Consider the following 24,823-nt stretch of genomic DNA (forward strand, 5'->3'; position numbering starts at 1 on the left):
TTCTTTCGGTGTTAAAATTACGTTTATGTGAAAGATTCGGGGGTTGTAAATTTATGAGTAAACGAGACTATTATGAGGTCCTTGGACTTAGCAAGGGCGCTTCAACAGATGAAATAAAAAAAGCGTATCGTCGTTTGGCTAAAAAATACCATCCAGACGTAAGCAAAGAAGAAAATGCAATTGAAAAGTTTAAAGAAGTACAAGAAGCATACGAAGTGTTAAGTGATGATCAAAAGCGTGCGCAGTACGATCAATTTGGTCATGCTGGTGCAAATCAAGGATTCGGTGGATTTGGCGGCGGAGGAGACTTCGGCGGTGGCTTCGGTTTTGAAGATATATTTAGTTCTTTCTTTGGCGGTGGCGGCGGCAGACGTCGTGATCCAAATGCTCCGCGCCAAGGTGCTGACTTACAATATCAAGTCACTTTAGATTTTGAAGAAGCTATTTTTGGTAAGGAATTAAATGTGGAAATTCCAGTAGAAGATCCATGTGATACTTGTAAAGGTAGTGGAGCGAAACCAGGAACTTCAAAAGAAACATGTAAACATTGTTCAGGCTCTGGTCAAGTGAGTGTAGAACAAAACACACCGTTTGGTCGTATCGTAAACCGTCAAGCTTGTGGTCATTGTTCAGGAACTGGACAAATTATTAAAGAAAAATGTACGACATGTCACGGTTCAGGTAAAGTTCGTAAGCGTAAAAAAATCAATGTTAAAATTCCAGCGGGTATCGATAATGGTCAACAAATTCGTGTGTCTGGAAAAGGTGAAGCCGGCGTAAATGGCGGACCAGCAGGAGACTTATATGTTGTCGTTCATGTAAGAAATCATGAATTCTTCGAGCGTGAAGGAGATCACATTATTTGCGAAATGCCATTAACATTTGCGCAAATGGCGCTTGGTGATGAAGTGGAAGTTCCTACTGTTCATGGTAAAGTGAAGCTGAAAATTCCAGCAGGAACACAAACTGGAACAGAATTCCGCTTAAAAGGAAAAGGTGCTCCGAACGTACGTGGATACGGCCAAGGAGATCAATATGTAGTCGTTCGTGTTGTTGTACCGACGAAATTGACTTCGCAGCAAAAAGATTTATTACGTGAATTTGCAGGACAAGAAGAGCAGGATGATAGTTTATTCGGAAAGCTTAAACGTGCTTTCAAAGGGGAATAATGGAAATAAAAAATGGAGTTGGTAAATTGTGAAATGGTCAGAAATTAGTATTCATACAACAGAAGAAGCAGTAGAAGCTGTCTCTCATATTTTACATGAAGCTGGTGCTAGCGGAGTTGCGATTGAGGATCCAGCGGAGTTAACGAAAGAGCGCGAGCAACAATATGGTGAAATTTATGCATTGAATCCAGATGAATATCCGGCGGAAGGTGTATTAATAAAAGCATATTTCCCGCAAACGGATTCTTTACATGAAACGATTGCAGGTGTAAAATCATCTATTGATGTGCTTCCATCTTACGACATTGAAATTGGTACTGGAAATATTACCGTTAACGAAGTCAATGAAGAAGATTGGGCTACTGCTTGGAAAAAATATTACCATCCAGTACAAATTTCTGATACATTCACAATCGTACCGACGTGGGAAGAATATACACCATCTTCTCCTGATGAAAAAATCATTGAATTAGACCCAGGTATGGCGTTTGGTACAGGAACTCATCCAACAACAACGATGTGTATTCGTGCTTTAGAAAAAACAGTACAGCCAGGTGACACTATCATTGATGTAGGAACAGGTTCTGGTGTGCTTAGTATTGCAGCGGCAAAATTAGGTGCGTCTTCTGTTCAAGCATATGATTTAGATCCGGTTGCAGTTGAAAGTGCAGAAATGAATGTGCGTTTAAATAAAACAGATGATATCGTGTCTGTTGGGCAAAATAGTCTTTTAGAAGGTATTGAAGGTCCTGTTGATTTAATCGTAGCTAACTTATTAGCAGAAATTATTCTTTTATTCCCTGAAGATGCAGCGAGAGTTGTGAAGTCAGGTGGATTATTTATTACATCGGGCATTATTGCTGCGAAGGAAAAAGTAATTTCTGAGGCGTTAGAACAAGCTGGATTTACAATTGAAGAAGTGTTACGAATGGAAGATTGGGTAGCAATTATTGCACGAAATGCGTAATATAGATTTTAGTCTATAATGAAAAGGGGAGTCTCTCACTATAAGGTGAGGGACTTGCCGTTTGTTATATGAAAAATGATAATGTTTCGTTCTTTTCGTAAGTGTTGACTTACGAAAGGAACGAAACTCTACTAAGGTGATTATATGCAACGTTATTTTGTAGAAGAAAAACATGTAAGTGAAGCAAAAATTCGCATTGTAGGTGATGATGTACATCACATTGCGAGAGTAATGCGTATGACAGCTGGCGATCAAATTTATTGCTGTGTAAACGGAAAAACAGCAGTATGTTCAATTGATGAAATTACCAGTGAATTTATTAATACGGCTATTGTAGAATGGGTAGAGGCGTCAAGTGAACTTCCTGTTTTCGTGACGATTGCAAGTGGACTGCCAAAAGGAGACAAGCTAGAGTTGATTTTTCAAAAAGGAACTGAGCTTGGGGCAGCTGCATTCTTACCATTTCAAGCATCTCGCTCTATCGTAAAATGGGATGCGAAAAAAGCTGATAAAAAGGTTGAGCGTTTAAGAAAAATTGTGAAAGAAGCTGCGGAACAATCACATAGAAGTGAAATTCCGGAAGTACATGCTCCGGCATCATTTAAGCAACTGCTTACAATGAGTGGTGAGTATGATGTTTGTCTTGTTGCTTACGAAGAGGAAGCGAAACAAGGCGAGAAATCTAATTTTGCGAAAGCTTTAACGACAATGAAACCAGGTCAAAAGCTATTGATTGTATTTGGCCCAGAAGGCGGTTTAGCTGAGGAAGAGATTACAGCGCTTCGTGAACATAAATTTGTACCATGTAGTTTAGGACCAAGAATTTTAAGAACAGAAACGGCGCCGTTATACGCGTTAAGTGCTGCTTCGTATCATTTTGAATTGATGGGGTGATGATCAATGTCAACTGTTGCGTTCCATACGTTAGGTTGTAAAGTAAACCACTATGAAACAGAAGCCATTTGGCAATTGTTTAAACAAGGTGGTTATGAAAGAACAGAATATGAAAAGAAAGCTGATGTATATGTTATTAACACATGTACAGTAACGAATACTGGGGACAAAAAAAGCCGTCAAGTAATCAGACGTGCTGTGCGTCAAAATCCAGATGCAGTTATTTGCGTAACGGGATGTTATGCACAAACATCTCCAGCTGAAATTATGGCGATTCCAGGTGTAGATATTGTAGTTGGTACACAGGATCGTGAAAAGATGTTAGGTTACATCGAAGAATTCCGTAAAGAGCGTCAACCAATTAATGCTGTCCGCAATATTATGAAAACACGTGTGTACGAAGAACTTGATGTACCTTATTTCACGGATCGTACACGTGCGTCTTTAAAAATACAAGAGGGTTGCAATAACTTCTGTACATTCTGTATCATTCCTTGGGCGCGTGGTTTAATGCGTTCTCGTGATGGAAAAGAGGTTATTAAACAAGCACAACAATTAGTGGATGCAGGCTATAAAGAAATCGTATTAACGGGTATTCATACAGGTGGATACGGCGAAGATATAAAAGATTATAACTTAGCTGGATTACTTCGTGATATGGAAGCGGAAGTAGGCGGATTAAAACGTCTTCGTATTTCTTCTATTGAAGCGAGTCAAATTTCAGATGAAGTAATTGAAGTGTTAGATAAATCTGAAGTAGTTGTACGTCACTTGCATATTCCGTTGCAATCTGGTTCTAATACTGTATTAAAACGTATGCGTCGTAAATATACGATGGAATTCTTCCAAGAGCGTTTAGATCGTTTGAAAGAAGCGTTACCAGGCCTTGCGATTACATCTGACGTAATCGTTGGTTTCCCAGGTGAAACAGAAGAAGAATTCATGGAAACATACAATTTCATTAAAGAGAACCGCTTCTCTGAGTTACACGTGTTCCCTTATTCAAAACGTACAGGAACACCTGCAGCACGCATGGAAGATCAAGTTCCTGAAGATGTGAAGAACGATCGTGTTCATCGTTTAATTGAGCTATCTAATCAATTAGCGAAAGAATATGCATCAGCGTTTGAAGGTGAAGTGCTTGAAATCATTCCAGAAGAGCAATTTAAAGACGGCGACCGTGAAGGGTTATATGTAGGGTATACAGATAACTACTTGAAAATTGTATTTGAAGGATCAGAAGAATTAATTGGTAAGCTAGTGAAAGTGAAAATTACGAAAGCTGGCTATCCATATAACGAAGCGCAATTTGTTCGTGTTATTGAAGATGATGTGAAAAAAGAATCAGCAAGCGCATAAAAAAGAGCGTGCAACCGGAAACGGTTTGCATGCTTTCTTTATTTGAAGCGGTTAAGTACTAGAAGGTGGAGAGGCGTTTCGTGCATCCCTGTATGAAAAAAGTTGAAATGATAAAAATATAGTTGTCTTCATGAAAGAAGGATACTAGCTATTTGTATAACTTTTGAAAAGGAAATGCTTCTATTCTTCTTTTATTCTGCCAAATAGTTGACCTGAAGTGATAAAATGTATTATAATCGTAAAAGACATGCTGAAGAAGTGTTTCTTTTTGCATGCTGAAGTTAGTATGTAAGTGTGATGTTTCGGAGGGAGGGAAAGAGAATGTCAAAAACAGTCGTTCGTAAAAACGAGTCTTTGGAGGATGCACTTCGCCGTTTTAAAAGATCGGTTTCTAAAACTGGTACACTTGCTGAAGCAAGAAAGCGCGAGTTTTATGAAAAACCAAGTGTAAAACGTAAGAAGAAATCTGAAGCGGCAAGAAAGCGTAAATTCTAAGAGAGGGTGTAAGTTATGAGTCTTCTCGGTCGTTTAAACGATGATATGAAACAAGCGATGAAGAATAAACAAAAAGAAAAATTAACCGTTATTCGTATGGTTAAGGCTGCTTTACAAAATGAAGGTATTAAACTGCAACATACTCTTACTGAAGAAGAGGAAGTAACAGTTTTAGCTCGTGAAGTAAAACAGTATAAGGACTCCCTCCTTGAATTTAAAAAAGCTGGTCGTGAAGACCTTGTTAATAAACTGCAAAGTGAAATTCAGATTTTAAGCGCATATTTGCCAGAGCAATTAACTGAAGAAGAACTAGTTGATGTAATCAAGCAAGTTATTTCTGAAGTTGGTGCGACTTCTAAAGCAGATATGGGTAAGGTGATGACTGCTGTTATGCCGAAAGTAAAAGGTAAAACAGACGGATCACTTGTGAATAAGTTGGTTATCCAGCTATTAGCATAAAAAAACGTCTCATTTCGTATGAGACGTTTTTTTATTGTTCTTATTAAGGAAAAACGCTATATTGCTTAAAAAGCGTTTCTGTAAGTGATAGAAACGCCTCTGGTATGTAAAAAAAGTAACGGCCTTAGTTATGATTAATCCCACCATAAAAAAAGCTTTTTCGTTTTCTTAATTTCTTCGACTAACTCCTCAATGCTTTCTGTTCCTTGTTCCACTATATCTGGACAAAATTCATACATTTCTTGCGCGAAAGATTGCATTTCTTCGTCTGTAGGTAACGCGCTAAAAATGGCATCAACCCAGTCATGATCTGCACCGATTATGATAAAAGGATAGCGATCATTCCATTTTCTTAGTTTAAAAATAACATCTATATTGCTAACTTCGTAATTAACGCCATTTGTTTGTTGGATTGTAAGGATATCAAATTGGCCATTTCCTTGTGTAATTGCAATTCTACACTCACTCTTACTTCCTTGACTAAAACTTCTTTCGCAAATAAAAGCTAAGTATCCAAGCTTCTGAACCTCAGATTGAAGTTTTATAACTTGCTGTTCAGCATAATCCTCAAAGGTAACGAAAGAGACTCCGGCTATTTTAGATTTTGAATCAGTTGCATAAAAGGGCTGGATGCTGCTGTTAGTAGCTTGTTTTATAACATTCAAAATTTCTTGACTAAATCCAATTTCCTTTCGTATTTCTTCGCTTATTAATTCATTTTTTTGTTTTTTAATGAATCCTAATATTTTTTTGAAATTCATATAACAACCACCTATAAAATATTCTTACTTACACCGCAAAATTCAGAGTGGAGCAATTTCCTTTTTCGGATTTTATCTCATTTGTCTAATGAATGACAACTACTTATTTTATGGTCAGTATGTCACGTCCAGAACGAATTGTAACAGGTTTTTTCAAGTTTCCAACTTCTTGCTAGGCTCAATTTCTTAATTTAACTTGTACTGATATCCCCTGAGGGTGCATATTCTTGTATTAATACTTCTATTATTATGGGTAACATTCTCTGATCCATCATTGTCCTGATAAATATGATTTCATATAGCGACTGTTTTAATTAACATGAGATGAACTCTTACAGAATATAGTTATGTTAGTGAAGTCGTTATAACACGATAGGCACTTGTGAAGAAATACATATATATGGGATGAGGAGGGGGTCTTTCGAGATGAAGAAATTAGAACAAATGAAAAATTGGTTAACAAAACAAGTAGACCTACCAGTGGATGTATTAATGGATCTGCCTCGGATTACTCTTGTTGGGCAAATACATATTTATATAGAAAATCATCGGGGGCTATTAGTGTTTTCAGATAAAGAAGTGCGATTGCTTTTAAAACATGGTCAATTACTAATTAAAGGACAATCCTTTGTTATTAAAACGATTCTTCCAGAAGAGCTTTTACTCGAAGGGATAATTGAGCAAGTAACATTTTTAGAAAATGAAAAAAAAGGTGATTGAAGTGAAACTTCCATTTGTGAAGTTTTTCTTCTTTATCCTGTAAAAGTTTTGTTGATAGAGACCGATTACAGTTTTAATTTGTTTCATTTTAGTACGAGCTATTTTAATGCTTCAAATAAAAAGTAGTATATCTACTTTTAGAAAGGCAGTGAAGGTGGTAAATGAAAAATAAATGGTTTATAAAGTGGCTTGGATATGTAAAAGTGCGGATTGAAGGTAGAGGAGCGGAACGGTTTGTTAATGAATGTGTACGGAGGAATTTGTTAGTTTGGGATGTTAAGAAAATAGCTGATGAAACGTTAGTTTTTTGTATGTTGTTACGCGATGTGAAAAAAATAAAACCAATTTATAGAAAAAATGAATGTAAATTATATTTTATTGGACGTTATGGTTTTCCTTTTTGGAATAAGCGTTTAATTAAAAATAGTGGATTTTTAATTGGGTTTTTAATTTTCTTTTTTGGCGTGATTGCAATGTCAAATATGGTTTGGAAAATTGAAATTACAGGAGCAAAACCCGAAACAGAATATATATTGATGAAAGAATTGGATAAAATGGGTATTAAAAAAGGGAAACTACAATTTCAAATGCCGAATGTAGAAGATGTACAACGCCATTTGACAGATAATATTAATGCCATTACTTGGGCGGGACTAGAAGTAAGAGGAACGACGTATCATTTTAAAATTGTTGAAAAAAACGAACCAAAAAAAGAAAAGGAACAAAGGCCGCAAAATTTAGTAGCAAAAAAAGAAGCGATTATTACAAAAACGTTTGTAGAAGTTGGAAAGCCGGTTGTACTGAAGAATGATCATGTAGAAAAAGGGCAGATTCTCGTATCGGGAATATATGGTAATGAGGAAAGTCCGACGATTGTTTCAGCGAAAGGTATTGTGTATGGCGAAACGTGGTATACATCTAAGGTAGATGTTCCGCTAAAGACGCAATTCCAAGTGTATACTGGTAATGTATACAATGAACATTTTCTTAAATTCGGGGATACGAAAATAAAAATATGGGGATTTCAGCATGATAAGTATAAACGCTCTCGTACTGAAAGTGTAAAGCATGATGTGAAATTATTTGGTTTTACACTGCCGATTGCATATGAAAAAGATGTTGTGAGAGAAGAGGAAGAAGCGAATCGAGAATATACAGAAAAGCAAGCGCTGAAAGTAGCGAAGGAGATGGCCGAAAAAGAACTAAAGAAAAAATTGGATGAACATGCTATGATTGTAAGTGATAAGATTTTGAGTAAAGAGGTTGAGGCGGATCAACTAAAAGTCACATTGCATTATACTGTGGTTGAAAATATTGCAGAGCCACAACCAATATCCGAATCCGATATTCAAGGAGACTGAGTAATGGCAGAACAATTAGTAGAAATGAACCAACAATTGGAAAATACTAACGAAGCAATCGCTCTTTTTGGAGTCAATGATGCACATTTAAAAGTAATTGAACGAGAACTGAATGTATCGATCGTAACTAGAGGAGAAACTGTTCATGTATCTGGAGCAGTTGAAACGGTGACACTCGTAGAAAAAATCTTACAGCAATTACTTGTTGTAATTCGTAAAAGTATATCAATTTCAGAGAGAGATGTTGCGTATGCAATTCAGCTCGCGCAACAAGGGAAAATTGCTCAATTTGAAGAGTTATATGAAGAAGAAATTTTCAAGACTGCAAAAGGTAAATCCATTCGTGTAAAAACAATGGGGCAAAGAAGATATATTCATGCGATGAAGAAGAATGATATTGTCTTTGGGATAGGGCCTGCAGGAACTGGAAAAACATACTTAGCTGTAGTAATGGCTGTGAGAGCTTTAAAACAAGGATATGTAAAGAAAATTATTTTAACAAGACCTGCTGTAGAAGCTGGAGAAAATTTAGGTTTTTTACCAGGGGATTTGAAAGAGAAGGTAGATCCATACTTACGTCCATTATATGATGCCTTACATGATATTCTTGGACAAGAATATACGCAGCGTATGATGGAGCGAGGAGTAATTGAAATAGCTCCGCTTGCTTATATGAGGGGGCGTACGCTTGATGATTCATTTGTTATTTTAGATGAGGCTCAAAATACAACGGGTGCTCAAATAAAAATGTTTTTAACAAGATTAGGTTTTAGCTCTAAAATGGTTATTACAGGGGACCCTTCACAAGTAGACTTGCCAAAAGGGGTAAAATCAGGGCTATCTATAGCTGCTAATATTTTATCTGGTGTATCAGGTCTGTCATTTATTACATTAGAACAAACGGACGTTGTGAGACATCCATTGGTGCAACGTATTATTGAGGCATATGATAAAATGGAATGATCCTATTTGTCAGGATCATTTCTTTTTGTATGATAAGGTTGGCGAACGTCATATTTTTTACTATCATGAAAGATAAGGAAAATAAACTATAGGTACTGGTGTGTAAAATGTTGCCTCAAAGTATCGTTGGGTAGAAGAAATGAAAGCTATAAATAGTTTCACTTTATTTCTGGAGAGGAGAAGGTATTGAAATCATGTCAAGATCTCAAGAAATTTCTAAGTGGTTTCGTAATTTACAACATTCGAAAAAACTAAGTTGGATTTCTTACGTTGTGTTAGGAGCAGTGCTGTTTTTTGCGCTTATGAATAATGTAAAACCAGAACAATTAGATGTTAATATGTATTCTATTGCGAAAAAGACAATCCATTCTCCTATAAAAATTGAAGATAAAGTTACAACGGATAAAAAGAAAAAAGAAGCCGCTACAAAAGTTGAAGATCAATATACATATAAAAGTGAGTATAAACAAAACAAAGTTGATATTGTGAATGACGTCTTTGCTAAAGTGGATGAAGTGGTGCAAGAGATTAAAGCTGTTGGACCGGATGATCAAAAAAAGATGACTGATGCTGAGAAAGTGGATAAGTTAAAAAAGAAACTACCCGCTGACTTAACGAAAGAATTATCTGATTCAAACTTACTAAATTTGATTAATGCAGATTCGAGCCAATTAGTATTAGCGAAAGATGCTGCGGTCACAGCGATTAATAGTATCATGACTGAGCATATTAAAATGGACGAATTGAAAGATGCGAAAGAACGATATGTAAGTGAGATGAATAGTGTTAATGTTGATAATGGTTTAAAAGAGTCAATTAAGGCGCTAGGAAGATATGCAATTTCAGCGAACTATTTTTATGACCCGATCTTAACGAAAGAGAAGAGAAAAGCAGAGGAAGATTTAGTTCCACCTGTTTATATTCTTCAAGGACAAGTTCTTGTTAGAGAAGGTGAAACGATTTCAAGTGATGTGTATAATCAGTTGAAATTAGTTGGTTTGTTAGAAAAAGGGAACGGCTTTCAACCTTATGTTGGATTAGCGGTACTCATTGGTGTATTACTATACTTTATGCATAAACAATTTGAATTATTTTTAAAGAGAAAAAGAGAAGATAGACCGTATGTTTTAGCGTATATTACAATTTTGTCTATCACAATCGTCTTAATGAAAATCATTAGTTTGTTTCAAAAACTTGAATACGCAGGGATTGCATATGTTGTCCCAGTTGCGATGGGAACAATACTTGTAAAACTAATGATTGGTGATCGATTTGTCTTTTTAACGAGTATGATTTTTTCTGTATGCGGAAGTATTATGTTTAATGAAGGAGTAACGAGTACATTAAATTATAGTGTAGGGATTTACGTATTGTTAAGTTCATTATCGGTTAGTATTTTCTTGCGAGAAAAAAATCGTCGTACAATGATTTTACAAGCTGGTATACTCGTTTCTGTATTAAATGTAGTCGTATTAGCGGCGCTCTTATTATTACGTAATGGGAATTTTTCGCCTCTTGAAATTGGTACGCAATTATTAATGGCTTCACTTTCAGGGATTATATCATCCGTTTTGGCTATGGGGATTTTACCATATTTAGAAAGTGGACTTGGAATCGTATCAAGTATGAAGCTTATGGAACTATCAAGTCCAAATCATCCGCTTTTACGCAGAATTTTGTTAGAAGCGCCAGGGACATATCATCATAGTGTAATGGTAGCGAATCTTTCTGAGGCTGCTTGTGAAGCAGTTGGGGCAAATGGTGTATTAGCGCGTGTAGGGGCATATTATCATGATGTAGGAAAAACAGTACAACCGCAATTCTTTATTGAAAACCAAATGGGAATTGAAAATCCGCATGATAAATTAGATCCTGTAACGAGTAAAGATATTATAATTGCTCACGTAACGGATGGAGTAAGAATGCTCGAAGAATATCATATTCCACAAGAAATTATTGATATCGCTGGGCAACATCACGGTACAACGTTACTGAAATATTTTTATTATAAAGCTATTAAAGAGGATAAAGAAAAATATACAGAAGAGATGTTCCGTTATCCAGGTTCAAAAGCAACTTCGAAAGAATCGGCAATTGTTGGTATTGCTGATAGTGTAGAAGCTGCGGTACGTTCTATGAATCACCCAACGCCAGAACAAATTAATAATTTGGTGCAAAGTATTATTAAAGATCGACTGCAAGACGGTCAATTTAGTGAATGTGATTTGACGTTTAAGGAACTACAAATCGTTGGGAAAACGTTGTGTGAAACGTTAAATGGTATTTTCCATTCGCGTATTACATATCCGGAACCTCCGGAAGAAAAGGAGAAAGAATGAGTTTGTTAATTGATTTTATTGATGAAACAGAAGAAGTAAAAGAAGAGTATATGAGTTTAATTCGTGAAGTGTTAGAAAAAGCAGCTCAAATGGAAAATATCGAGGATGGTGCGGAGGTATCGGTGACATTTGTAGATAATGAGCGCATTAGAGAAATTAATCGTGATTACCGAGATAAAGATCAACCTACAGATGTAATATCCTTTGCCATGGAAGAGATGGGAGAAGGAGAAATGGAGATTGTTGGTGCAGAGATGCCGCGCATGTTAGGGGATCTTATTATCTCTATTCCAAGGGCGAAAGAGCAAGCTGAAGAGTACGGACATTCTTTCGATCGTGAACTTGGATTTTTGGCGTTACATGGCTTTTTACATTTACTTGGTTATGATCACATGACAGAAGAAGATGAAAATGAAATGTTCGGAAGACAAAAAGAAATTTTAGAAGCTTTTGGATTAGGACGATGAAAAAAGGAAAACTTATAGATAGTTTTGGATATGCTATAGCTGGTATATTCTTTTGTTTTCGTCATGAACGAAATATGAAAATCCATTATTTAGCCGCAGTCATTGTTATATGCTGCGGCTTTTATTTCCATATTACGAAAATAGAGTGGATGATATTACTTATTGTAATAGGGAGTGTAATGAGTTTAGAGATGGTAAATACGGCTGTGGAAAAAACGGTAGATTTAGCGACTGCCGATATTCATCCGTTTGCAAAAATTGCAAAGGATGTTGCGGCAGGAGCGGTTTTATTGTTTGCAATTATAGCTTTTATAATTGGTGCTATTATCTTTTTACCGTATATGGTATAGTTGCATTCCGAAGCTTTTATTAAGCTTTGGAAGTGCTGTAAGGGCCTTTAATGAGAGAGTGTATCTCTTCATAGCTGTGAACAGGAAGGATGCGGGAATATGAATAGTAAACAATTAATTCTAGAAGCAATCGAAGCGCGTAAACAAGCGTACGTACCATATTCTAAATTTCAAGTAGGTGCAGCATTATTAACGCGCGGTGGAAAAGTATATCGTGGGTGTAATGTTGAGAATGCATCATATGGCTTATGTAATTGTGCTGAAAGAACAGCTTTATTTAAGGCGGTTTCTGAAGGAGATAAAGAATTTGTAGCCATTGCGGTTGTAGCAGATACAAAGCGCCCAGTACCTCCTTGTGGAGCATGTCGACAAGTTATGGTAGAATTATGTAAACAGGATACGAAAGTATACTTATCAAACTTACATGGTGACGTTCAAGAGACGACAGTCGGAGAATTGTTACCAGGAGCATTTTTAGCGGAGGATTTACATGAATAGAAAAGGTTATAAATCAGGTTTTGTCTCTATTATTGGCAGACCGAATGTTGGAAAATCTACATTTTTAAACCGTATTATCGGCCAGAAAATTGCTATTATGAGTGATAAGCCACAAACGACTCGTAATAAAATTCAAGGTGTATATACAGAAAATGATGCACAAGTTATTTTCATTGATACACCAGGAATACATAAACCTAAACATAAATTAGGCGACTTCATGGTAAAGATGGCGCAAACGACATTAAAAGAAGTTGATATTGTTCTGTTTATGGTTAATGCAGTTGAAGGATTTGGTCGTGGTGAGGAATTCATCATTGAGAAATTAAAAGAAACGAAACAACCAGTATTTTTAGTCATTAATAAAATTGACCAACTTCATCCAGAGCAATTACTAGAGTTAATTGATCAATATCGTAAACTACATGAATTTGCAGAGATTGTACCAATTTCTGCGTTAGACGGTAATAATGTGGACGCTTTAATTGGAACAATTAAAAAGTATTTACCAGAAGGACCACAATACTATCCAGAGAATCAAGTAACGGATCATCCGGAGAGATTTATTATTGCAGAGCTTATTCGTGAGAAAGTACTACATTTAACACGTGAAGAAGTGCCGCATTCTGTGGCTGTTGTTATCGATGCGATTCAAAAGCGTGAGGGCGGGGCAGTTTATATAAATGCAACGATTGTTGTTGAACGTGCATCACAAAAAGGAATCATCATCGGAAAACAAGGGAAAATGTTAAAAGAAGTTGGTAAGCGAGCTCGTTTTGATATTGAAGCGCTACTTGGTTCTAAAGTATTTTTAGAAGTATGGGTAAAAGTGCAAAAAGATTGGCGTAATAAAATGTCTCAGCTTCGTGACCTAGGTTTCCGCGAGGATGAGTACTAAAATAGAGTAAAGTTGTAATCAGTGGATGGTTGGTTCATCCACTGATTATTGGTTTTTATGAACTTTGATAAATTAGGAAAAATTTTTCTCACATGAAAATGGACAAAATGGGTCAATTTAATAACAACAAAGGAAATTGGTTTATAGGCTACGCTTATTGAGAAAGGTGGATTCTTATGCTAGATTTTACCTGGAAGTTTTTCTCCAAAACAGGAAGCATTGAAACGTACTTGCTTTTGAAAGAAATGGAAAAAGACGTAAACGATGAGATGGATCAACATGAAGAGGAGCTAGCGCATCTAGACTCTCCAATTTCTTGACCCGTTTTGTTCAAACCTTGGATGGTGACGAACATGTTTCAAAAAGTTGAGGGCATCGTTATCCGTACGACAGATTACGGAGAAACGAACAAGATTGTTACAATATTCTCAAGAGAACTTGGTAAGGTAAGTGCAATGGCAAGAGGGGCAAAAAAACCGAAAAGCCGATTAGCATCTGTGTCGCAATTAATGACACATGGCCATTTTCTTATTCAAATGGGATCTGGGCTTGGAACATTGCAACAAGGCGAGATTATTTCAACTATGAAAGAAATTCGCGAGGATATATTTTTAACTGCTTATGCATCATTTATTGTTGAGTTAACTGATAAAGCAACAGAAGATAAAAAACATAATCCGTATTTATTTGAAATGTTATATCAAACGTTGCATTATATGTGTGAGGGTGTTGATCCAGAAGTATTATCATTAATTTATCAAACGAAAATGCTTCCGGTATTAGGGATGCGCCCGTACTTTGATACATGTGCGATTTGTCATCAAGAAACAGACTTTGTCGCCTTCTCCGTAAGGGAAGGCGGTTTTCTGTGCTCACGTCATGCAGAGCAAGACCCATATCGTATACCGGTAGGAGAAGCTGTTCATAAATTATTACGTCTTTTCTTCCATTTCGATTTACATAGGCTCGGAAATGTATCGGTAAAGGATAGCACAAAAAAACAAATGCGTTTAGTATTGAATACATATTATGATGAATATTGCGGAATTTATTTGAAATCAAGACGTTTTTTAGAACAACTTGATAAGTTTCAAATATAATTTTGGGCCGTATACGGTCCTTTTTACATACTTTCTTTTTCGAATAGCATATTTAGTATATAATATTTAAGAGATAGTATAACTTTTTTCGTTGTGCATTAAAGGTGGTGATTATCATAGAGCTGAATAAACGGCAAGAACATATCATTCAGATTGTAAAAGATCACGGTCCTATTACAGGGGAATCAATTGCAGCGCAATTGGGTCTAACACGTGCGACGCTAAGACCAGACTTAGCAATTTTAACGATGGCTGGTTATTTAGAAGCACGTCCACGCGTAGGTTATTTTTATACGGGTAAAACTGGGGGGCAGCTATTATCTGAAGCTGTTAAGAAAATTAAAGTACAAGATTATCAATCTAGACCGGTTGTAATTGATAAAAATGTTTCCGTATACGATGCAATTTGTACGATGTTTTTAGAGGATGTTGGTACATTGTTCGTTGTAGATCAGATGACTCTATTAGTTGGTGTTGTGTCTCGTAAAGATTTATTAAGAGCGAGCTTAGGAAAGCAGGATTTAACCTCTCTTCCGGTTAATATTATCATGACAAGGATGCCAAACATTGCGATGTGTCGTAGAGAGGATTCTTTATATGATATTGCGATGGAATTAATAGAAAGACAGATTGATGCAATGCCAGTTGTAAAAGATACGAAACAAGGTTTAGAAGTGATTGGGCGAATTACAAAGACAAATATTACACGTGCGTTTGTAAATTTAGTAAATAACGAATAAGTGTAATTTGTTTAAAGTGAGGTAATGTAATGGATAATAAAATCGTATATGTCGTATCTGACTCTGTAGGGGAAACGGCTGATTTGGTTGTTCGAGCAGCAATGGGGCAATTCCCGTTTGCTCCTGATATTAGACGTGTACCGTATGTAGAAGATACAGGGACATTAAAAGAAGTGATTTCGATTGCTAAGAGTAATCAAGCACTTATATGTTTTACGTTAGTTAAGCCTGATATGCGCCAGTATTTAGTAACAGAGGCTGCAAAAGAAGGGGTAGAGGCATACGATATTATCGGCCCTCTTATTGATCAAATTGAAGAAATTACGGGGCAAGTGCCGAGATATGAGCCAGGTGTTGTCCGTAGGTTAGATGAAGAATACTTTAAAAAGATTGAAGCGATTGAGTTTGCTGTGAAGTATGATGACGGCAGAGATGCACGAGGTATTTTAAAAGCAGATATCGTGTTGATTGGTGTTTCGCGTACATCAAAAACACCACTTTCCCAATATTTAGCTCATAACAAACGCTTGAAAGTTGCGAATGTACCACTCGTGCCAGAAGTTGACCCACCTGAAGAACTATATCAAGTGGCAAAAGAAAAATGTTTCGGTTTGAAAATTACGCCAGATAAGTTAAATCATATTCGAAAAGAACGATTAAAATCACTTGGATTAAGTGATGGAGCAACATATGCAAATATTAATCGTATTCAAGAAGAAATTGATCACTTTGAGGAAGTAATTAGTAAAATAAATTGCCAAGTAATCGATGTATCGAATAAAGCGATTGAAGAAACAGCAAATATTATTGTGAATGCAGTGCAAAACCAAAAAATGTTTTAGCACATTTACCAAAGGTGAATGTGCTTTTTTCGCTCGTGTGAAATATGATACCTATGGATTTTGTAATAGATTGTAGTGTAATGGTTATACTTATACTCCTTTGTCTTTTAGTATATTCAAGGTGTGAGTTTGTCATCCTGAAATGTAAGCTGAAAAAATAAAGGGATATGTAGCGTAGTTGAAGAAAATATATTATAATAAAAAATTGTGATAAAAACCTATATTTTACGTTTAGACTTTAATTTTTCAGAATAAACTAGGGATAGGATTTACGAAAAAGACATGTAATTACGTTAAATCGACAAAATCTATACAAGAAAACGCACATTATGGAAGGATTCACAGAAGGGATGTAGAATACAGAAATATGCAAAACATCAACAACATATTAGTTGGTGTAGATGTATATCCCGTGAAGGCTGAAATTGTGCAAGTTGGAGCGGAATTTCATGTCGGAATTTTGTTTGTCGCATCATATGCTCATCCTTTAAGGAAATAGCAAGGCAATTGGATCATTGTAGATACTGAACAAAATGGAGTTGATTGTTATATGGATCAACATGAAAAAGTTACAGATCTCAAGATCAAACAGTATATGTGGCTTGCTACTCTTCTTGTAAAAAGGTGTATATGTATTGTTTCTAAGAGATACATTTGTAACAGATGAGCAAATGTATACAATTTTATATAGCAAGTATGTATATGCGATTTATGCAGATAAAGGACCAATAGGGAAGGTTCAAAATCGTTTATACAATGTAATCGGCAACACTTTCTAACAAGTTTAGAAAAATATTGTCGAATTATAAAGGAATTTTTTAATTTATATCGAATACAAAATACGACACGGAGATGGAGTTATGGGGAACAGAATTCCCGAAGAAGTTGTTGAACAGATTCGGACATCATCCGATATTGTAGAAGTCATTGGTGAATACGTTCAACTTAGAAAACAGGGGCGTAACTATTTCGGCCTTTGTCCATTTCATGGTGAGAATTCTCCTTCATTCTCTGTTTCATCTGATAAGCAAATTTTTCATTGCTTCGGATGTGGAGAAGGTGGAAATGTATTTTCCTTTCTAATGAAAATGGAAGGACTGGCTTTTACCGAGGCTGTTCAAAAGCTAGGCGAAAGAAATGGAATTGCGGTTGCAGAGTACACATCAGGACAAGGACAACAAGAAGACATATCTGATGACACTGTCATCATGCAACAAGCTCATGAATTATTGAAAAAGTATTATCATCATTTATTAGTAAATACGGAAGAGGGAAATGAAGCACTTTCATATTTATTAAACCGTGGTATTACGAAAGAGATGATTGAGAAGTTTGAAATTGGTTATGCATCACCTGCTTGGGATGCAGCGACGAAAATTTTACAAAAAAGAGGTTTATCGCTGTCTAGTATGGAACAAGCTGGCCTTCTAATAAGAAGTGAGAAGGATGGTAGTCATTACGATCGCTTCCGTGGAAGAGTTATGTTCCCGATCTATACGTTACAAGGTAAGGTGATAGCGTTTAGTGGAAGGGCGTTAGGGGATGACACTCCGAAATATTTAAATAGCCCTGAAACACCGATTTTTCACAAAAGTAAATTGTTGTATAACTTCCACCAAGCAAGACCGTTTATTAGAAAGCGTGGGCAAGTGGTTCTTTTTGAAGGATATGCCGATGTACTAGCTGCGGTAAAAAGTGGTGTGGAAGAAGCTGTTGCGACAATGGGAACAGCTTTAACTGAAGAACAAGCAAAACTTCTGCGACGTAACGTTGAAACTGTTGTTCTTTGCTATGATGGTGATAAAGCAGGGCGAGAAGCGACGATGAAAGCAGGGCAATTATTGCTAAAAGTTGGTTGCCAAGTGAAAGTCACATCCTTGCCAGATAAGCTTGATCCTGATGAATATGTGCAACAATATGGGACTACCGCTTTTGAAAATCTTGTGAAATCAAGTGTGAGTTTTGTTGGTTTTAAAATAAATTATTTGCGTTTAGGGAAAAATTTGCAAGATGAGTCTGGCAAAGAAGAATATGTGAAAAGTGTTTTAAAAGAGTTATCGTTGTTACAAGATGCGATGCAGGCAGAGTCATATTTGAAGTCATTATCGCAAGAATTTTCGTATTCAATGGAAACACTTTTGAATCAATTGCACCAATATCGCAAAGAACAAAAGGTACAGCAAAAACAAATAAAGCAGGTTGCTAAACCGTCTCAAGTCGTTCAAACAAAACCGAAGTTAACAGGTTTTGAAAGAGCGGAAAGAGAAATTATTTACCATATGTTGCAAAGTGCAGAAGTAGCTGTTCGTATGGAATCCCATATAGAAGATTTTCATACAGAAGAACATAAAGGGATTTTATATGAACTATACGCATATTATGAAAAGGGAAATGAACCTTCAGTCGGAACATTTTTAAGTTGGCTCTCTGATGAAAAGTTGAAAAATATTATCACTGATATTTCGACGGATGAATTTATTAATCCAGAATACACAGAAGAAGTGTTGCAAGGCCATTTGGAGACGCTTAGACGGCATCAGGAAAAACTTGAAAAGATGGAGATCATCTTTAAAGTGAAACAAATGGAAAAAACAGATCCTGTAGAGGCTGCTAAATATTATGTAGCATATTTACAAAATCAAAAAGCGAGAAAATAGCTTTTTTGATAAAGTTTTAGTATAATGAATGTTTGTATCTCGCGTAAGGAGGGGAACAGATGGCTGACAAACCAGCTCGTTCTAAACAAATTGAAACTGAAATGACCCTTGAGCAAGTGAAAGAACAACTCACTGAGCTCGGAAAAAAACGTGGCGTTCTTACATATGAAGAGATTGCAGAACGCATGAATGGATTTGAAATTGAATCCGATCAAATGGATGAATACTATGAATATTTAGGTGAACAAGGCATTGACTTAGTTGGTGATAATGACAACGAAGAAGGCCCTAATAATCGCCAAATTACAAAAACAGAAGAAGAGTTTGACCTCAATGATTTAAGTGTACCACCTGGGGTTAAAATCAACGATCCTGTTCGTATGTATTTAAAAGAAATTGGTCGTGTAGACTTACTATCTGCAGAAGAAGAAATTCGACTTGCAACGCGTATTGAAGAAGGCGATGAAGAAGCGAAACGTCGTCTTGCAGAAGCAAACTTACGTCTTGTAGTAAGTATTGCAAAGCGCTACGTAGGCCGTGGTATGCTTTTCTTAGACTTAATTCAAGAAGGTAATATGGGTCTAATTAAAGCTGTTGAAAAGTTCGATTATCGTAAAGGTTTCAAATTTAGTACGTATGCAACTTGGTGGATTCGCCAAGCTATTACACGTGCGATTGCGGACCAAGCGCGAACAATTCGTATTCCAGTTCATATGGTTGAAACGATTAATAAGTTAATTCGTGTACAACGTCAATTATTACAAGATTTAGGTCGCGAACCGTCTCCTGAAGAGATTGGTGAAGAAATGGATCTTGCTCCAGAAAAAGTACGTGAAATCTTAAAAATTGCACAGGAGCCAGTTTCTCTTGAAACACCAATTGGTGAAGAAGATGACTCCCATTTAGGTGACTTTATTGAAGACCAAGAAGCAACATCGCCTGCGGACCATGCAGCCTATGAATTGCTAAAAGAACAATTAGAAGATGTGTTAGATACACTAACAGATCGTGAAGAAAATGTTCTGCGTCTTCGTTTCGGTTTAGATGATGGACGAACTCGTACGCTTGAAGAAGTTGGGAAAGTATTCGGCGTAACGAGAGAGCGTATCCGTCAAATTGAAGCAAAAGCACTTCGCAAATTAAGACATCCAAGTCGTAGTAAGCGTCTTAAGGATTTCTTAGAATAGGTTATTTTTTAAGTTTACTTCACCTTTGTGAAGTAAACTTTTTTATTTTGTTAATTTTTGTTAAAATTTAGCTATCGGCAACGATTACAATTTCTTGTAATTTATTTTACAGAATTGTCTTTTGATTTGCAAATGCTCATTTTTCGATTTTTCGATTAATTTTGTTTATTCTATACAAAAATATATGTAGAAAAGCGAAAAATATGATGAGAAACGTTAATAATTATCGAAATAATAAGCTATATGACAATAAAAAACAATAAACTGAATTTATGGAATATTTTTAACAAGTAGTAGTTTTCTCTTTTCTGATAGAGCGTTTTCAAGTACAATGGAAATGACTGAATCATCTAACTATTTAGGGGTATAGAGGGGGGAGAAGAGATATGAAACGTAATCCGCTGATTCCGTTCGCTCTTATTGCAGCATTGGGTATTATCGTTATGTTTGTATTTTCATTTCAGGGGCTAAATAAATCTAAAGAGTTAGCTGATGCAAAAAATGGCGGGAAGCCAGCACAAACAGCATCAAAACCAGAGGATATTGTGAAGCAAAGCTGTACGAGCTGCCACGGTGATCAGTTACAAGGGGCAGTAGGACCTAACTTACAAAAAATTGGTGGGAAACTTTCAAAGGATGAAATTAAAGAAATTCTTTCGAAAGGAAAGGGCAATATGCCTGCTAATATAGTTCCAGCTGATCAAGCCACTAAAGTAGCTGATTGGTTATCGAAGAAAAAATAAAGTTCCGTATGACAAGTCTTTTGCTTATGCAAAGGGCTTGTTTTTCTATATTTTCTAAAATACGATGAATGATAGAGAAGTGAATTGTTGTTATAGGCTTGCAACAACTACTATAAATTCATTATCATGGAGACAGACTGACAAGAGAAGGAGTAATGGAAATACATGAATGAAGTAAAGCTTTCAAAACGATTAGAAGAAGTTGTGCGTGAAATACCGGTAGGATCTACAGTTGCTGATATTGGATCGGATCATGCGTATTTACCGTGTTATACAATTATAAATAATATTGCTACAAAAGCAGTTGCTGGAGAGGTTGTAGATGGACCGTTTCGCTCTGCACAAGCAACTGTAGCTGAAAGTGGCTTGCAAGATAAAGTAGATGTGCGTAAAGGGAATGGATTAGCTGTTATAGCGCCAGGAGAAGTAGATGTAATTACGGTTGCTGGAATGGGCGGAGCGTTAATTCGTGACATTTTAGAAAGTGGTAAAGAAAAATTAGAAGGTGTAACACGTTTAATTTTACAGCCGAATATTGCAGCACATCATATTCGTGAATGGTTTGTTGAAAATGGTTGGGAGCTTATCCATGAAAAAATCGTAAAAGAAGATGGGAAAATTTATGAGATTTTAGTAGGAGAGCGAGGAAATGTCGAAGCACCTTACTCGGAAAATAAACAAGCGGGATTGTTTATGGGGCCATTTTTAATAAAAGAAAAAAGTGAAGCTTTCGTTGAAAAATGGGAAGGGGAATTGAAAAACTTCCAAAATATTTTAAAACAGTTAGAACGTGCGGCTAATTCTGAAGAAACAAAAGCGAAACGTGCAGAAGTAGAAGCGAAAATGAAAATGATAGGGGAGATTTTATCATGAGTAAAATTCCAAACGGCCATGAAATTATTTCTTTATTTGAAAGTATGTATCCGAAGCATCTGGCGATGGAAGGAGATAAAATTGGTCTGCAGATTGGAGCGCTTAATAAATCTGTACAACACGTATTAATTGCATTAGATGTAACGGAGGAAGTTGTGGAGGAAGCGATTCAATTAGGGGCGAATGTCATTATCGCGCATCATCCTTTAATTTTTAATCCGTTAAAAGCGATTCATACAGATAAAGCGTACGGAAGAATTATTGAAACGTGTATTAAAAATGATATTGCCATTTATGCAGCGCATACAAATGTGGATGTTGCCAAGGGCGGGGTAAATGATTTACTTGCTGAGGCGTTAGGGTTGCAAAATACAGAAGTTTTGGCACCGACATATGCAGAAGAAATGAAAAAAGTTGTTGTGTTTGTGCCAGTAACTCATGCAGAGGAAGTACGAAAAGCATTAGGAGACGCAGGTGCTGGTCATATCGGCAATTATAGCCACTGTACGTTTAGTAGCGAGGGTACAGGTACGTTTGTACCTCAAGAGGGGACAAATCCTTATGTAGGGGAAACTGGACAGTTAGAGCGCGTAGAAGAAGTGCGGATCGAAACGATTATTCCAGTTTCACTACAACGAAAAGTGATTAAAGCAATGGTAACGGCACATCCATATGAAGAAGTAGCGTATGATGTGTATCCACTTGATAACAAAGGCGAAACATTAGGGCTTGGGAAAATAGGATACTTAAAAGAAGAAATGACACTTGGACAGTTTGCAGAACATGTAAAGCAATCATTAGATGTAAAGGGTGCACGAGTTGTTGGGAAATTAGATGATAAAGTGCGCAAAGTAGCTGTACTTGGTGGTGATGGTAACAAATACATCAATCAAGCTAAATTTAAAGGAGCAGATGTATATGTAACAGGTGACATGTATTATCATGTTGCTCATGATGCGATGATGCTCGGTTTAAATATAGTTGACCCAGGACATAACGTTGAAAAAGTAATGAAGCAAGGTGTGCAAAAGCAATTACAAGAAAAAGTGGATGCAAAGAAACTCAATGTACACATTCATGCTTCGCAATTACATACAGATCCATTTACATTTGTATAAGAAAAATAAAAACCGTTGCTCATATAGGCAACGGTTTTTATTATTGTTCTTTTTTCACTTTTACACGAGGTAATATTTTTTGTAACGGTACTTTTCGAACTCTCTCCCATGTAGCGGGATTCATTGGGTCATATTGATCTAAGAAAGCGATAACTTCTTTTGTAATTGGAGTTGGAGTAGAAGCACCTGCTGTAACAGCTACGTTTTCTACACCTTGTAGCCACTCTAATTTAATCTCACTTACGTCTGCAACGCGGTATGCTTTCGTACCAGCAATTTCTTGTGACACTTGTGCTAAACGGTTTGAGTTGTTACTTTTCGGATCACCGACAACAATTGTTAAGTCTGCAACATCAGCTTGTTTAGCGACAGCTTCTTGGCGAACTTGAGTTGCTAAACAAATTTCTTTATGGAATTCTGCTGTTGGGAATTTTTTTTGAATGTCCTCCATTAAATGTTGAACATCCCATTGACTCATCGTTGTTTGATTCGTTACTAAAATTTTATCTGTTGGGATTTCTAATGTTTTTAAATCATCGGCTTTTTCGATAAGGTGAACGATGTCAGGTGCAATACCAACTGCGCCTTCTGGCTCTGGATGATTTTTTTTACCGATATAAATGACATGATACCCTTCCGCTTTCTTAGCTTCGATAAGGTCATGTGTCTTGGTAACATCTGGACAAGTGGCATCGATTGTTGTTAAACCTTTTTCTTTTGCGCGTTGTTTAACTTCTGGAGAAACACCGTGTGCAGTGAAAATAACAGTACCAGAATCAATTTTATCTAAAATTTCTAAGCGACTTGGACCGTCTAATGTGATGATTCCATCTTCTTCAAAAGCGTCTGTAACATGTTTATTGTGAACAATCATACCTAAAATATAAATGGGTCTCGGCAATGATTTATCTAATGCGGCGTTACGTGCAATTACCATTGCATCGACAACACCGTAGCAATAACCACGAGGGGAAATTTTAACAATTTTCATATGAGTAATCCTCTCCTTCTAAACAAGGGATACTTTTGTGCATAGTCTTTTACATTATAAAGGAGGAGTGGATAGAAAACAAAGGATTGTTACACATATAGTTTTGGTTTTGTTGCTGTTTTTTGAACAGGCTCCTCTCGTAATTCTTTTTCTATGACTGGCTCAATCACTATTTTTTTTCTTTTTCTTTTTTTTTGTGGAGGAGGCGGAGTTGCTACCTCAACCTTTTCTGTTATGTCTTCAGCCTGATTTTTAGTTGAATCTTCTTCCGTACTTTTTCCAGAGGTGAGGATTTTAACAATGCTTGGTAGGTTACGCATAATAGGGCCGTACTGTTCGACGACAGGGCTTACAGATTGAACGACTTGGGATACTTTTTCTATATTGTTTATCATATTAGTTGGATTCGAAATTAAATTCGCAAAAAAACTGCCGATGCCGCTACTGGATGCTGCTGTAGTTGTTGCACCGCCGCGCGTTTCGTTTGATTCGTACATTTGAGGGGGAATCATTTGCTCTGGATGCTGCTGCATGTATGGTTGATATTGCTGTGAGTACTGCTGTGGGTATTGCTGTTGATATTGGGGTTGATATTGTTGCCGATATTGAGGTGGCGGTTGCTGGTGCTGGTGCATCATTGGTGGCGGTCCTTCCATTTGTCGATAAGGCGGAACCATTTGCATGTAAGGTTCGGTTGGATCGTGTTTTTTAAAGAGTTTAGCAAGGAACCCTTTCTTTTTTTGTGCCATCGGTGGTAGTTGTGGAATTGGATATGGTGTATAAGGTTGCTGCCCTTGATTTGGATACATTTGTCTTGTGGGGGATTTTGGAAACATGTGAGAAATCCTCCTTTCTTCAGTTAGGTATATACA

The 24,823-nt window shown here is 36.5% G+C and carries 27 protein-coding genes; 24 read left to right on the forward strand and 3 right to left on the reverse strand.

The window, feature by feature from the left end; translation table 11 throughout:
• The first annotated feature begins 53 nt into the window (after positions 1-53).
• The 6 genes from dnaJ (at position 54) to CQ064_RS06875 (ending at position 5,343) form a co-directional block, all read left to right on the forward strand.
• Complete coding sequence (dnaJ, locus tag CQ064_RS06845) at positions 54-1,169, forward strand: chaperone protein DnaJ (protein ID WP_000043947.1); 1,116 nt, start codon at positions 54-56, stop codon at positions 1,167-1,169.
• 28 nt (positions 1,170-1,197) lie between these two features.
• On the forward strand, positions 1,198-2,136 hold the full coding sequence (prmA, locus tag CQ064_RS06850; RefSeq protein WP_000872103.1) for a 50S ribosomal protein L11 methyltransferase: 939 nt from the start codon (positions 1,198-1,200) through the stop codon (positions 2,134-2,136).
• Positions 2,137-2,280: 144 nt separating this feature from the next.
• On the forward strand, positions 2,281-3,030 hold the full coding sequence (locus CQ064_RS06855; RefSeq protein WP_001190142.1) for a 16S rRNA (uracil(1498)-N(3))-methyltransferase: 750 nt from the start codon (positions 2,281-2,283) through the stop codon (positions 3,028-3,030).
• Between the two features lie 6 nt (positions 3,031-3,036).
• Positions 3,037-4,389 (forward strand): tRNA (N(6)-L-threonylcarbamoyladenosine(37)-C(2))-methylthiotransferase MtaB, encoded by a 1,353-nt coding sequence (gene mtaB / locus CQ064_RS06860; protein ID WP_000108678.1) that lies wholly within the window; start codon positions 3,037-3,039, stop codon positions 4,387-4,389.
• Positions 4,390-4,710: 321 nt separating this feature from the next.
• Positions 4,711-4,884 carry a 30S ribosomal protein S21 gene (rpsU, locus tag CQ064_RS06870; RefSeq protein ID WP_000048061.1) on the forward strand — a complete coding sequence of 58 codons (174 nt, stop codon included), beginning with the start codon at positions 4,711-4,713 and terminating at the stop codon, positions 4,882-4,884.
• Between the two features lie 15 nt (positions 4,885-4,899).
• Positions 4,900-5,343, forward strand: coding sequence for a GatB/YqeY domain-containing protein (locus CQ064_RS06875; protein WP_000054582.1), 444 nt, complete (start codon positions 4,900-4,902; stop codon positions 5,341-5,343).
• A 134-nt stretch (positions 5,344-5,477) separates the two neighbouring features.
• Here the strand turns inward: CQ064_RS06875 and CQ064_RS06880 are convergent, their stop codons facing one another.
• A complete protein-coding gene (locus CQ064_RS06880) occupies positions 5,478-6,104 on the reverse strand; it encodes a DUF4253 domain-containing protein (RefSeq protein WP_001009613.1) in 627 nt (208 codons plus the stop codon).
• Positions 6,105-6,530: 426 nt separating this feature from the next.
• Between CQ064_RS06880 and yqfC the strand changes: the two genes are divergently transcribed.
• From yqfC to CQ064_RS06975, 18 genes are all read left to right on the forward strand, one after another.
• Positions 6,531-6,824: a sporulation protein YqfC gene (gene yqfC / locus CQ064_RS06885; RefSeq protein ID WP_000732269.1), complete on the forward strand. Its 294-nt coding sequence runs from the start codon at positions 6,531-6,533 to the stop codon at positions 6,822-6,824.
• A gap of 161 nt (positions 6,825-6,985) precedes the next feature.
• Positions 6,986-8,185: a sporulation protein YqfD gene (gene yqfD, locus CQ064_RS06890; RefSeq protein WP_000792498.1), complete on the forward strand. Its 1,200-nt coding sequence runs from the start codon at positions 6,986-6,988 to the stop codon at positions 8,183-8,185.
• Positions 8,186-8,188: 3 nt separating this feature from the next.
• Positions 8,189-9,148, forward strand: a complete 960-nt coding sequence (locus CQ064_RS06895) for a PhoH family protein (RefSeq protein ID WP_000840520.1) — start codon at positions 8,189-8,191, stop codon at positions 9,146-9,148.
• Between the two features lie 194 nt (positions 9,149-9,342).
• The gene (locus CQ064_RS06900; RefSeq protein ID WP_000091512.1) at positions 9,343-11,487 is read left to right on the forward strand and encodes an HD family phosphohydrolase; all 2,145 of its coding nucleotides are present in this window, start codon (positions 9,343-9,345) and stop codon (positions 11,485-11,487) included.
• Positions 11,484-11,954, forward strand: coding sequence for an rRNA maturation RNase YbeY (gene ybeY, locus CQ064_RS06905; protein ID WP_000054685.1), 471 nt, complete (start codon positions 11,484-11,486; stop codon positions 11,952-11,954). Before CQ064_RS06900 ends, ybeY begins: the two co-directional genes overlap by 4 nt.
• Positions 11,951-12,304, forward strand: coding sequence for a diacylglycerol kinase family protein (locus CQ064_RS06910; protein ID WP_000715463.1), 354 nt, complete (start codon positions 11,951-11,953; stop codon positions 12,302-12,304). The genes ybeY and CQ064_RS06910 overlap by 4 nt, the downstream gene beginning before the upstream one ends.
• Positions 12,305-12,403: 99 nt before the next feature.
• Positions 12,404-12,802 (forward strand): cytidine deaminase, encoded by a 399-nt coding sequence (locus CQ064_RS06915; protein ID WP_001086285.1) that lies wholly within the window; start codon positions 12,404-12,406, stop codon positions 12,800-12,802.
• Positions 12,795-13,700, forward strand: coding sequence for a GTPase Era (gene era / locus CQ064_RS06920; protein ID WP_001080230.1), 906 nt, complete (start codon positions 12,795-12,797; stop codon positions 13,698-13,700). The genes CQ064_RS06915 and era overlap by 8 nt, the downstream gene beginning before the upstream one ends.
• A gap of 176 nt (positions 13,701-13,876) precedes the next feature.
• Positions 13,877-14,020, forward strand: a complete 144-nt coding sequence (locus CQ064_RS06925) for a YqzL family protein (protein ID WP_000883924.1) — start codon at positions 13,877-13,879, stop codon at positions 14,018-14,020.
• Positions 14,021-14,053: 33 nt separating this feature from the next.
• The gene (recO, locus tag CQ064_RS06930; RefSeq protein ID WP_000487009.1) at positions 14,054-14,800 is read left to right on the forward strand and encodes a DNA repair protein RecO; all 747 of its coding nucleotides are present in this window, start codon (positions 14,054-14,056) and stop codon (positions 14,798-14,800) included.
• Positions 14,801-14,907: 107 nt separating this feature from the next.
• On the forward strand, positions 14,908-15,540 hold the full coding sequence (ccpN, locus tag CQ064_RS06935; protein ID WP_000583756.1) for a transcriptional regulator CcpN: 633 nt from the start codon (positions 14,908-14,910) through the stop codon (positions 15,538-15,540).
• A 29-nt stretch (positions 15,541-15,569) separates the two neighbouring features.
• Entirely contained in the window at positions 15,570-16,382 is an 813-nt protein-coding gene (locus CQ064_RS06940) for a pyruvate, water dikinase regulatory protein (protein WP_000368944.1), read from the forward strand.
• Positions 16,383-17,017: 635 nt separating this feature from the next.
• Complete coding sequence (locus CQ064_RS33375) at positions 17,018-17,161, forward strand: hypothetical protein (protein ID WP_000479733.1); 144 nt, start codon at positions 17,018-17,020, stop codon at positions 17,159-17,161.
• An 81-nt stretch (positions 17,162-17,242) separates the two neighbouring features.
• Positions 17,243-19,039 carry a DNA primase gene (gene dnaG / locus CQ064_RS06955; RefSeq protein ID WP_000528221.1) on the forward strand — a complete coding sequence of 599 codons (1,797 nt, stop codon included), beginning with the start codon at positions 17,243-17,245 and terminating at the stop codon, positions 19,037-19,039.
• A 59-nt stretch (positions 19,040-19,098) separates the two neighbouring features.
• A complete protein-coding gene (rpoD, locus tag CQ064_RS06960; protein ID WP_000764066.1) occupies positions 19,099-20,226 on the forward strand; it encodes an RNA polymerase sigma factor RpoD in 1,128 nt (375 codons plus the stop codon).
• A 386-nt stretch (positions 20,227-20,612) separates the two neighbouring features.
• On the forward strand, positions 20,613-20,969 hold the full coding sequence (gene cccA, locus CQ064_RS06965; RefSeq protein WP_000828142.1) for a cytochrome c550: 357 nt from the start codon (positions 20,613-20,615) through the stop codon (positions 20,967-20,969).
• A 165-nt stretch (positions 20,970-21,134) separates the two neighbouring features.
• Complete coding sequence (locus CQ064_RS06970; protein WP_001006547.1) at positions 21,135-21,842, forward strand: tRNA (adenine(22)-N(1))-methyltransferase; 708 nt, start codon at positions 21,135-21,137, stop codon at positions 21,840-21,842.
• The gene (locus tag CQ064_RS06975) at positions 21,839-22,960 is read left to right on the forward strand and encodes a Nif3-like dinuclear metal center hexameric protein (protein ID WP_000036248.1); all 1,122 of its coding nucleotides are present in this window, start codon (positions 21,839-21,841) and stop codon (positions 22,958-22,960) included. Before CQ064_RS06970 ends, CQ064_RS06975 begins: the two co-directional genes overlap by 4 nt.
• 40 nt (positions 22,961-23,000) lie before the next feature.
• On the opposite strand, the gene CQ064_RS06980 is transcribed toward CQ064_RS06975, so the two are convergent.
• The gene (locus CQ064_RS06980) at positions 23,001-23,951 is read right to left on the reverse strand and encodes a 4-hydroxy-3-methylbut-2-enyl diphosphate reductase (RefSeq protein WP_000706657.1); all 951 of its coding nucleotides are present in this window, start codon (positions 23,949-23,951) and stop codon (positions 23,001-23,003) included.
• An 89-nt stretch (positions 23,952-24,040) separates the two neighbouring features.
• A complete protein-coding gene (gene vrrA / locus CQ064_RS06985) occupies positions 24,041-24,787 on the reverse strand; it encodes a VrrA/YqfQ family protein (protein WP_000484179.1) in 747 nt (248 codons plus the stop codon).
• Between the last annotated feature and the right edge of the window lie 36 nt (positions 24,788-24,823).

The organism is Bacillus sp. MYb78, from assembly GCF_002975115.1.
In the GTDB taxonomy this organism is placed as follows: Bacteria; Bacillota; Bacilli; order Bacillales; family Bacillaceae_G; genus Bacillus_A; species Bacillus_A cereus.